Genomic DNA, 555 nt, shown 5'->3' on the forward strand with positions numbered 1-555 from the left:
GATGTATTCCCGAATCACCTGCTCGTCTCGGCCAACCGTGGACACAAAGTACCCCCGCGCCCAAAAGTGCTGGCCTACATAGTTCTGCTTGCGCTCACCATACACTCTCGCCAAGTGAATGGCGCTCTTCCCCTTGATGTACCCAACCACCTGCGACACCGCATACTTCGGCGGTATCGACAGCAACATGTGCACATGATCCACCATCAGATGACCTTCCTCCACCCGGCTTTCCTTCTGCTGGGCCAACTTTCGGAATATTTCCCCAAGATGCCCTCTCAGTTGCTCGTACAGTACCTTCCTCCGGCATTTCGGTATGAATACCACATGGTATTTACACTCCCACCTGCTGTGGCTTAGGCTCTCAAAGTCGTCCATCGTCTTCTCCCTTTAGTTTGCTTGGCGGCTCACAAAAGGAAGTCTGACCGATGGGCGACCCCTGTAAATGTCAAACTTCTACTGCCTCCCCGGCAGAGCCGGGGGATTTCCCTTGTTAATTAACTTTGTCGGTCGATTTGTTTGCGACGGTATTCGCCCGGAGTCATGCCCACCACG

Annotated in this window: 1 protein-coding gene; it reads right to left on the reverse strand. The window is 53.7% G+C overall.

Annotated features, from left to right (window positions below):
• The coding region (gene tnpA, locus M6F29_RS12115) for an IS200/IS605 family transposase (protein ID WP_298160294.1) at positions 1-378 on the reverse strand (378 nt) is incomplete at its 3' end.
• Positions 379-555: the final 177 nt, after the last annotated feature.

The sequence above is a fragment of the Ferrovum sp. genome (genome assembly GCF_027317285.1).
Classification (GTDB): Bacteria; Pseudomonadota; Gammaproteobacteria; order Burkholderiales; family Ferrovaceae; genus Ferrovum.